The sequence below is a fragment of the Novacetimonas hansenii JCM 7643 genome (genome assembly GCF_000964405.1).
Lineage (GTDB): Bacteria > Pseudomonadota > Alphaproteobacteria > Acetobacterales > Acetobacteraceae > Novacetimonas > Novacetimonas hansenii.
In genome coordinates, this window is record NZ_BANE01000053.1 from 1 (window position 1) to 9,153 (window position 9,153).

Below are 9,153 nucleotides of genomic sequence, written 5' to 3' on the forward strand. Positions count from 1 at the left end.
TCGAAAAAGGCGGCGTCTTCTGAAGCTTTCTGGAAAAAGCTTCATCAAAAACCTTTATAATTTCAGTATGTTATTGATCCCGGCTTTTCAAACAGCTCTGCTGGAGCAGATCCTGTATGAATGCGTGCATTCAAACAGGTGAAGATGTTCGTAAAAACCATAAACCGGAGCATCTTCACCGAGCCGGTTTTCGGTGGAAATGCTCTAGGATTAAGGGCGAACCTTCCACGGACGGGCATGACAGGCGCGGATATGACACCATGTTGCAACCATCGTCGGGGACTCTGGCACTGATGACCTCACCGCTTCCCTCCATCATGCCCGCAACAGGGCGGACGATCTGGATACTGGCGGGGGAGGCAAGTGGGGACGTTCTGGGCGCGCGCCTGATGGGTGAACTGACGCGATGTGACCCGGGCCTGCGATTTGTCGGGGTCGGTGGCGCAAGGATGGAGGCAGCGGGCCTGCGTAGTGAGTTCCCCATGCGTGACCTTGCGGTCATGGGACTGGTGGAGGTTCTGCCGCGCCTGCGTTTTCTGTCACGGCGGCTGGATCAGGCGGTGGCGCATATCCATGCGATCCGCCCTGACCTGATTATCACCATCGACAGTCCCGGTTTCACCCTGCGCCTGTTGCGGCGGGTTGCTGCGTTATCCGTGCCCCGGGTGCATTATGTCGCACCGCAGGTCTGGGCATGGCGGGAGCATCGTGTACGCGAATTCCCTGGCCTGTGGGAACGCATGCTGTGTCTTTTGCCGTTCGAGCCCGCTTTTTTCGCCCGTCATGGGGTGGAGGGACGGTTCGTCGGGCATCCGGTGGTGCAATCCGGGGCGGATCAGGGGGATGGTGCCGCCTTTCGTGCGCGCCACGGGATTGCGGCGGACGCGCCGGTGCTGGTTCTGATGCCCGGCAGCCGCCGTTCGGAGGCCCCGCGCCTGTTGCCGGTATTTGGCAAGGTGCTGCACCTGTTGCAGTCGCGCTGTCGCGGGATTGTGCCGGTTGTGCCGGTGGCCCCGGTCATTGCCGATACCATCCGCAAAGGTGTGGCGGACTGGCCGGTGCGTCCCATTATCGTGACGGACCTGCAGGACAAGCATGATGCCTTTGCCGCGGCAGGTGCGGCATTGACCAAATCGGGGACATCGACGCTTGAACTTGCACTGGCAGGGGTGCCCATGGCGGTGACATACCGCGTCAATCCCGTAACTGCCGCCATTGCACGCCGCCTGATCCGGGTGCCTTATGTGGCGATGGTCAATCTGCTGGCGGGGCATCGACTGGTGCCCGAACTGTTGCAGGAACGTTGTCGGGCGGATCTGCTGGCTGATACCATCATGCGCCTGCTGACGGATGGGCACAGTGCGCGCATGCAAAAGGCCGGGTTCAGGAAGGTGGTTGCAGCGTTACACGGGCCGCAGGGCGATCCGACCGCTGCCGCCGCAGGGGAAATCCTTGCCCTGCTGGATGCTCACCCGCCGGGACATAAGTAGAATCACGTGTGCAAAGGATCCGCGCCCCCGCACGACAGGGCCGTTCCATATCACTCTGGTTGGAGGCGGTCGGAAAAGGCAGCCCCAGGAATCCCCTGAAATCTACTGGACGAATAAAAGTGTTGGGTAAGGATTTTGTCACGGAATATTTGAAAGACGTTCCTTTTTGAAAGAAGGGAGTCCCGGAAGTCTTCGCAATTTCTTCGTAATGGACTGTTAAAAAGACAGCTCATTAAGGAATTATTTGAAAACAAATCATTGATAAAAAACAAGATAAAGTTTTTGGGTGCCGCCTTTTGATCGAAAAAGGCGGCGTCTTCTGAAGCTTTTCAGAAAAAGCTTCACCAAAAACCTTTATAATTTCAGTATGTTATGGGATCTGACTTTTCGGATAGTCCCTTATTGCGCGTTATTTGGGGTCTTGGATGGTTGGGGGCTGTTTTCTGGCGGGACCGGTACGGCAGGCTGCGTTGTCCTGTCGCTGTCATCGGGCTGCGGGGGCAGTTCGACTTGTGCATTCACAAGCGCCCGCATCTGCGAGATGACCATATACCCACCAAGTGCGACAGTCAGGCAGATCGTCAGGATGATCCAGATCAGCTTGGCGCGGGGATCCTGTTCCGGGGGAAGGTCGGCGGGCATATGATCTCTTTCCAGCAGTAATATGGGGATGTGGGGAACCCCCACGCGGTGATCGGACGGATGTATCAGGCTCAGTCGTGTTTGTGTTTATACAGCTCACCCGCCCCGATCAGGGGCTGTGAAATCTCCACCAGACCCTGTGGGCGCATGGCGTTGAAAAAACAGCTACGACGTCCCGTATGGCACGCCACGCCCTTCTGATCCACCAGCACAAGGACCGCGTCACGGTCGCAGTCGAGCCGTGCATCCATCAGGGTCTGCACCTGCCCCGATGTTTCCCCCTTGCGCCACAATGTCCCACGGCTGCGGGAAAAATAGCATACGCGGCCAGTGCGCAGTGTCTCCTCAAGGGCGTCGGCGTTCATCCATGCCAGCATCAGCACCTCCCCCGTATCATGCTGTTGCGCCACGGCGGTGATCAGTCCTGCATCGTTGAAGCGGACCTGTTCGATCATGCGGGTGCGTGTGGCGGTGTCGGGGGGAATATAGGCCATGGGATCAGTCAATCCGGGAAAGAGGGCACTTACCAAGCACATGCCTGCAACATGGGGGCCTGTCTACCCTTCGCCCCCTTTTTGCGGCAACCGGAACCAGGGTGGCACACGGATGCTCACGGGATGGCCCGCCGCCGTCAGGCCCGGTGTATGGATGTGGGAACTGCGGATCATCGCCATGCCGGCCTGATCGCGGGACGAGCGGATTTCACCAACTTTGTGCCCGTCATGCATGATGGGGGTCGCAGGTTCCGGCAGATCATGCGCGCCCTCCACCGGCAGGAGGTGGCGTCGTACCAGACCGCGATAGCGCGTGCGCGCCGTCAGTTCCTGCCCCATATAGCATCCCTTGGTCCAGGAAATGCCGTTGAGCTGATCGAAATTGGCTTCGAGCAGAAGCGTTTTGCCGGATTCACAGTCGCGCACGCCATCAGGCAGACCAAGGGAAAGGCGGTGACGGTCATAATCCAGCGCATCCGCCGTGACGTCCGGTGCGACATGACCAAGCAGCATGCGCCAGCCGATATCGGGCAGGCGTGGGTCCGCGCTGCCGGGGAAACGTTCATCGGCGGGGGCGGTCCCATCCCATTGCGCATGAACGGCGTAGCCGGTTTCACTGATGTCCACATCGGTGCGTAACCGATAGCGTGACAGACGCGTCCGCAGTGTCGCTGCCTGCGTCGCATCGCAATCCAGCAGCAGGCGTTCGCCATGCGGGTCGGCAAAGACGAAAAAATCCGCCAGCCATTTCCCCTGTGCCGAAAGGAAGGCAGTCCATGCGGCCCGGTCTGGTGTGACGGTCGTCATGTCATTGGAGACAAGTCCCTGCAGGAACGAAACCCGGTCCTTGCCAGAGACAGCCAGTACCGCACGGTCCGGCAGATACGCAAACTTAACCATGGTGCGTACTGTGGGGATACATGTGGTGTCAGGCAAGGGGATAACGGAGATTTGGCATCGCGCTCGAAGATGAATATGCACGCATGCATGCGCATCCTGTTCATTACCTCCACCCGGCTGGGTGATGCCGTGATTTCGACCGGGCTTTTGGATCACCTGCTCCGGCGGTATCCGCAGGCACGGTTCACCATTGTCTGCGGCCCTGTCGCGGCGGGCCTGTTCGCGCATATGCCGCGTCGTGACCGCACCATCATCATGGCCAAACGCTCCTATGACATGCATTGGGTGGATCTGTGGCGGCAGTGCGTGGGAACGCGGTGGGATATGTGTGTGGACCTGCGCGGATCGGTCATCCCGTACCTGTTGCGGGTTTCCATCCGGCGGGGCATGCGCGGCGGCCGGCGGCCGGGGCCGCGTGTCGGCCACATTGCCCAGGTGCTGCGCCTGTCACCGCCGCCCATGCCGGTGGTATGGACCAGTGCGGCCGAACGTGACGCGGCGCAGGCGCTGCTGCCGGACGGGCAGGGGCCATGGGTGGCCCTTGCCCCCACGGCGAACTGGGCCGGCAAGGTCTGGCCCGCCGCGCGATTCGTCGCGTTCTGGCATGATTTCGTCGCCCGTCATGGCCCGGCGCGACCCGTCATCCTGTATGGCCCCGGGGATACGGAACGCCAGATGGCGCATGGTGTCATTTCCGCCCTGGGTGACGCGCGCGATACCGGTGGGGGGCTGAGCATTTCGCAGGTGGCGGCGGTGTTGCAACGATGCATGCTGTTCGTGGGAAACGATTCGGGCCTTATGCACCTATCCGCTGCGGCGGGCATTCCGACATTGGGCCTGTTCGGGCCAAGCCGCGTGGATGAATACGCCCCGTGCGGGCGCAGTGTGGCCCATGTGGTCGCCCCCGGTCCCGCAGGGCGGGCGGACATGCGCGACCTTGGTGTATCCAGTGTTGTGGATGCGGCGCTGAGGCTACTGGCGGGAGCATCAAAAGCAGGCTAAAGGCGCGCCGGGCAGATGGGGGGAACGGGGGAAGTGTCTGCCCCGTTCTTGCCATGACGTGCCTTTACATCCCTGCAATCATTAATTTCCTTAAGGCCTGAGAACGATCATGAAGGACATGCGCGGCGGTATCGTGACCCTGTGTGGGATCGCTGCATTGGGATGCCTGTTGCCCCTTGCGGCGGCATGGGCGCAGCCTGCGGGGGGATGGACGCCCCGGGCCTGTGGGGCGGCCCCTGTCGCGCCAAAGGTCGATTCAGGCGACGTGGCGCGTTTCAACGCCAGCGTTGATCGTGTCAACGCCTATGAAAAGGCGGCGCGTGCCTATGCCACGTGTGTGGCCGGGGCATCGGGCAGGGAACAGGCCGCCATCAGCGCGGATGCCAGCGCGCGCATGCGTCGCGTCCACGATTCCGCAGCCCTGGTCCAGAAGCAGGTTTCCGAGCAGTTCGCGCGCCTGTCAGCGGAAATGAAGAAAGGGCACGACCGCCTCGCCACCAGATAGGCACCGCCACAGGCGCAGGCGCGCGCGACCTTTGTGCGGGCATGTGGCAGCCTGCGGCACACGGAATGCGTGCGTGGGCGCGATCGGGGTGGTTCATGGCGTTGCATGTCGGGTATATGCGGGTTTGCCGTCCCCGCGCATGACAGGTATGGTCTGCGCTTCATGACAGGTATCGTCCCGGCGGGACGGGTGCCGTGCATCGTGCATGGCAGCAAGCGGAGAGCGGGTTAAACGTGGCTGACGACATCTTCAGGGAAGTCGATGAAGAAATGCGCGCCGAGCGGCTGCGCGCATTGGCGCGGCGTTACATGATGCTGGCGGGCGTCATCGTCGTGGCCATCTGCATCGGTGGCGGCGCATGGCAGTATAATGCATGGCGGGTGCATCAGGCGGATCAGGCAAGTGCCGATGCCTATTTCGCGGCGCTCAAGAACGCCACGACAGCGCACAGCCCCGATGGGCAGCCGGCGCCGCTGAATGCGCAGCAGAAAACCGCGCTTGAGCAGCTTGCGACGCTGGAAAAGACGGCGCGTCCGCCCCTGCGGGCACTGTCACGGATGGAGCGCGCAGCCCTGCTGGTCAATAGTGGGGACACCGCCCGGGCGCTTGCGTTGTGGGCGCAGGTGAACGCGGACCAGGGGGCCGATCCGACCATCAGTTCGCTTGCCGGTCTTTTGTGGGTGCAGCACCAGATTGATACGGCGGACCCTGCGATGCTGCGTTCGCGCCTGGCGCTGCTTGATGGTGCGCAGCAGCCCTGGCGTGGCCTCGCGCTGGAGTGCGAGGCGCTGCTGGACCTGCGGCAGGGCCATGATGACGAGGCCCGCCGCCGTCTGGAACGGCTGAGCATGGATATGAACGTGTCCGACGGGGTGCGCACACGTGCCGACGGACTGCTGCAGACGCTGGGGACCGGCCATGCCGGCGGATAAGGTGCCCCCCGCCATGGTACAGCCCACCCACCCGACAGGCATGAACGCAATGAAAAAGACCCTGACCCGCCGCCGCGCCCTGATCGGGGCCGCCATGCTGCCGTTGCTTGCGGAATGTAATGGCGGGACGCCGAAGAAAAAGCCGCTTCTGATCGGTCGGCGGACCGATGTGCTCAATACCGGCGCGGGCCTGACGGTCGATGCGGATGAGACGGCCACGGTGACGGTGCCTGCCGCCACTGCGGTCAATGCGTGGCCGCAACCGGGCCTGACACCGGGGCATGGTGGTATAAATGTCGCCTGGGCGGGCAACATGCAGCACCAGTGGAGCCATCGGATCGGTGCGGGGAATTCAGAACCGGAATTCCTGTCCTATGTCGCATTGGGCAAGTCGGGGCGCGGCATGATCCAGTCGCCGCCCGTGGTGCAGAACGGGCGGCTGTATGTGGCGGATGCGCAGGGCGTCATCCGCGCCTATACATGGCCTGGCATGCACAAGGTGTGGGAATATAACCCCAAGCCGAAGAAAATGCTGTCGAACAATATCGGTGGCGGCCTGACCATTGAGGGCGATACCCTGTATATCGTTGATGGTATCGGGCAGGCGCTGGCGGTGGATGCGCATACGGGCAAGCTGAAATGGCGCCTGCAGCTTGGCACGCCGGGACGTTCCGCGCCGACCTTTGCCAATGGATGCCTGTTCTTTGGCACGATTGACGAGAAGCTGTTTGCGGTGAACGCCTCCAACGGTGATATCCTGTGGACATATGTTGCGACCGCCGCCGATACCATCATCGCGGGACAGCCTGCGCCCGCCGTCATGGACGGGGTCGTGCTGGCCGGGTTCGGGTCTGGTGACCTTGTCGCGTTGCGTGCCGAAGGTGGTGAGGTCGTGTGGGCCGATACCCTGGGCAGTTCGAACGGACAGGGCGCGCTGATTGATTTTTCATGCGTGCATGGCATGCCGGTCATCAGCGATGGCACCGCCTATGCCATCAGTACCGGTTCAGTGCTGGTCGCGATCGACATGCGTTCGGGGCGGCGGTTGTGGGAACGTTCGATTTCGGGACAGAATACGCCCGTCGTCATCGGTGACTGGATATTCCTGCTGTCCATGGAGGAGGAGTTGGCCTGCCTTGACCGGGAATCGGGGCATGTGCGCTGGATCACGCAGTTGCGCCAGTACGAAAACAGCATCAAGCAGAAGGGGGGCGTCGTGTGGACCGGCCCGATCCTGGCGGGGGGGAAGCTGGTATGTATCTCCAGCCTGCCGCAGAATGGTGTTGTCATCATTGATCCGGCGATGGGGCATATCCTCTCGCTGCATACCCTGCCCGATATTGTTACCGTGACACCGATTGTTGTTGACGGGCTTATGCTCCTGCTTAACAACAGCGGCGGCCTGATGGCCTATAGTTGAGAAAGTTCCTGTCGTGACCTCTTCATTCCCCCCTGATCCGGGGCACGACCTGCCCGTCGTGGTTATCGCCGGTCGCCCCAATGTCGGCAAATCTACAATATTCAACCGTCTGGTTGGTCGTCGGCAGGCGCTGGTTGCCGATACGCCGGGTGTCACGCGCGACCGTAAGGAAAGCGAAACCACCGTGCGTGGCAGGCGTATCCGCCTGATTGATACGGCAGGGTTGGAGGAAGCCGCCCCCGATACGCTGTTCGGTCGTATGCGCGCTTCATCCGAATCCGCCGTGGCGATGGCCGATCTGGTGCTGTTCTGCGTGGATGCGCGTGCGGGCATTACGCCTGCGGATGAACATTTCGCCGCATGGTTGCGTCGGCAGGGGCGTCCGGTCCTTGTCCTTGCGAACAAGGCGGAGGGGCGTCAGGGTGCCGCCGCCGCGATGGAGGCGTTCTCGCTCGGGCTTGGTGCGCCGCTTGGCATTTCGGCGGAACATGGCGAGGGTCTGGCAGATCTGATGGGGGAGATTGCCGATCGCATTCCTGCCGGCCCCTTACACCCCCGCCGCGCGCCCCGGCGTGTGGAAAGCGAAGATGAAGACGGGGATGTCCGGCCGCCCGGGCCGTTGCGCCTTGCCATCGTGGGGCGCCCGAATGCGGGCAAGTCCACGCTGCTTAACCGCCTGCTGGGCGAAGAGCGGATGATTACCGGGCCGGAACCGGGGCTGACGCGGGATTCGGTATCTGTCATGCTGCATGACGACGAAGGGCCGATACAGCTTGTCGATACCGCGGGGCTGCGGCGTAAGGCGCGTATTGACGAGACGCTGGAAAAAATGTCCGTCTCCGCCTCCATCGAGGCGCTGAAGATGGCTGAAGTTGTCATCCTTGCGCTGGATGCGACATTGGGCGTCCATGAACAGGACCTTCAGATTGCCCGCCTGATCGAGCGTGAGGGACGATGCTGTGTCCTTGCGTTGAATAAATGGGACGCGGTAGAGGATCGCAACGTCACCCGACAGGCGATCCGCGATCGCATTGAAATGTCCCTCAGCCAGATGCGGGGCATTCCGGTCGTTGCATTTTCCGCCCTGACCGGGGCAGGGGTCAACAAGCTGCTGCCGACGGTGCGGCGTGCGTATGAGGTATGGAACCGGCGCGTGCCAACGGGTGAATTGAACCGCTGGTTCGAAATGATGGTATCGCGCCATCCGCCACCGCTGGTACAGGGCCGGCGGCTGAAGCTGCGCTATATCACGCAGGCAAAGTCCCGGCCGCCGACATTCATCCTGTTCGGCACCCGGACCGAACAGATGCCCGAGGATTATCAGCGTTATCTGGTCAATGGCCTGCGTGAAGCATTTGATCTGCCGGGCACGCCCATTCGCCTGCTGCTGCGCGGTTCCCAGAATCCTTACGCCCCGACGAAGTGACCTGTATGGTGCATGGCCTGCTTTGAAAACATCAAATAACATGATCTTTTCAGGTAATTACAAGATGTTTTAAAAAGCAGGTTCAGGATTTGCTGACGGTATGGAAGTTTTTTTTAAACTTTGAAGGGATGTTATCGTTTTTGGGAATGGTAACGCTCAGGAACCGTTATTTTTCTGGGATGCGCTGTAAAAGCAGCGTCTCGATCAGGAATAATAAAAGTCCCTGAGCCTTAAATTGCGATGTTTTTTGACGGCTGTTTGAAAAATCAGGCTCAATAACATCGTCAAATCATAAAGGTTTTTGGTGAATCTTTTTCTAAAAAGCTTCAGAAGACGCCGCCT

At 61.0% G+C, this 9,153-nt stretch carries 9 protein-coding genes; 6 read left to right on the plus strand and 3 right to left on the minus strand.

All coding sequences use genetic code 11. The features are described 5' to 3' along the window. The first annotated feature begins 293 nt into the window (after window positions 1-293). Window positions 294-1,490 carry a lipid-A-disaccharide synthase gene (gene lpxB, locus B7G66_RS03915; protein WP_174805767.1) on the plus strand — a complete coding sequence of 399 codons (1,197 nt, stop codon included), beginning with the start codon at window positions 294-296 and terminating at the stop codon, window positions 1,488-1,490. Between the two features lie 399 nt (window positions 1,491-1,889). Here the strand turns inward: lpxB and B7G66_RS03920 are convergent, their stop codons facing one another. The 3 genes from B7G66_RS03920 to ygfZ all read right to left on the minus strand — a co-directional run bounded on the left by B7G66_RS03920 (window position 1,890) and on the right by ygfZ (window position 3,526). Next, complete coding sequence (locus B7G66_RS03920; RefSeq protein ID WP_003620453.1) at window positions 1,890-2,132, minus strand: hypothetical protein; 243 nt, start codon at window positions 2,130-2,132, stop codon at window positions 1,890-1,892. Window positions 2,133-2,203: 71 nt separating this feature from the next. Beyond that, complete coding sequence (gene hisI, locus B7G66_RS03925) at window positions 2,204-2,626, minus strand: phosphoribosyl-AMP cyclohydrolase (protein ID WP_003620451.1); 423 nt, start codon at window positions 2,624-2,626, stop codon at window positions 2,204-2,206. Window positions 2,627-2,689: 63 nt separating this feature from the next. Further along, window positions 2,690-3,526: a CAF17-like 4Fe-4S cluster assembly/insertion protein YgfZ gene (ygfZ, locus tag B7G66_RS03930; protein WP_003620449.1), complete on the minus strand. Its 837-nt coding sequence runs from the start codon at window positions 3,524-3,526 to the stop codon at window positions 2,690-2,692. An 87-nt stretch (window positions 3,527-3,613) separates the two neighbouring features. Between ygfZ and B7G66_RS03935 the strand changes: the two genes are divergently transcribed. The 5 genes from B7G66_RS03935 (at window position 3,614) to der (ending at window position 8,811) form a co-directional block, all read left to right on the plus strand. Continuing rightward, window positions 3,614-4,528 (plus strand): glycosyltransferase family 9 protein, encoded by a 915-nt coding sequence (locus tag B7G66_RS03935; protein WP_040512028.1) that lies wholly within the window; start codon window positions 3,614-3,616, stop codon window positions 4,526-4,528. Window positions 4,529-4,637: 109 nt separating this feature from the next. Next, on the plus strand, window positions 4,638-5,033 hold the full coding sequence (locus B7G66_RS03940; protein WP_040510871.1) for a hypothetical protein: 396 nt from the start codon (window positions 4,638-4,640) through the stop codon (window positions 5,031-5,033). 233 nt (window positions 5,034-5,266) lie between these two features. After that, a complete protein-coding gene (locus tag B7G66_RS03945; protein ID WP_040510867.1) occupies window positions 5,267-5,965 on the plus strand; it encodes a tetratricopeptide repeat protein in 699 nt (232 codons plus the stop codon). Between the two features lie 49 nt (window positions 5,966-6,014). After that, entirely contained in the window at window positions 6,015-7,385 is a 1,371-nt protein-coding gene (locus B7G66_RS03950; RefSeq protein WP_003620439.1) for a PQQ-like beta-propeller repeat protein, read from the plus strand. 13 nt (window positions 7,386-7,398) lie between these two features. Beyond that, window positions 7,399-8,811: a ribosome biogenesis GTPase Der gene (der, locus tag B7G66_RS03955; protein ID WP_003620437.1), complete on the plus strand. Its 1,413-nt coding sequence runs from the start codon at window positions 7,399-7,401 to the stop codon at window positions 8,809-8,811. Window positions 8,812-9,153: the final 342 nt, after the last annotated feature.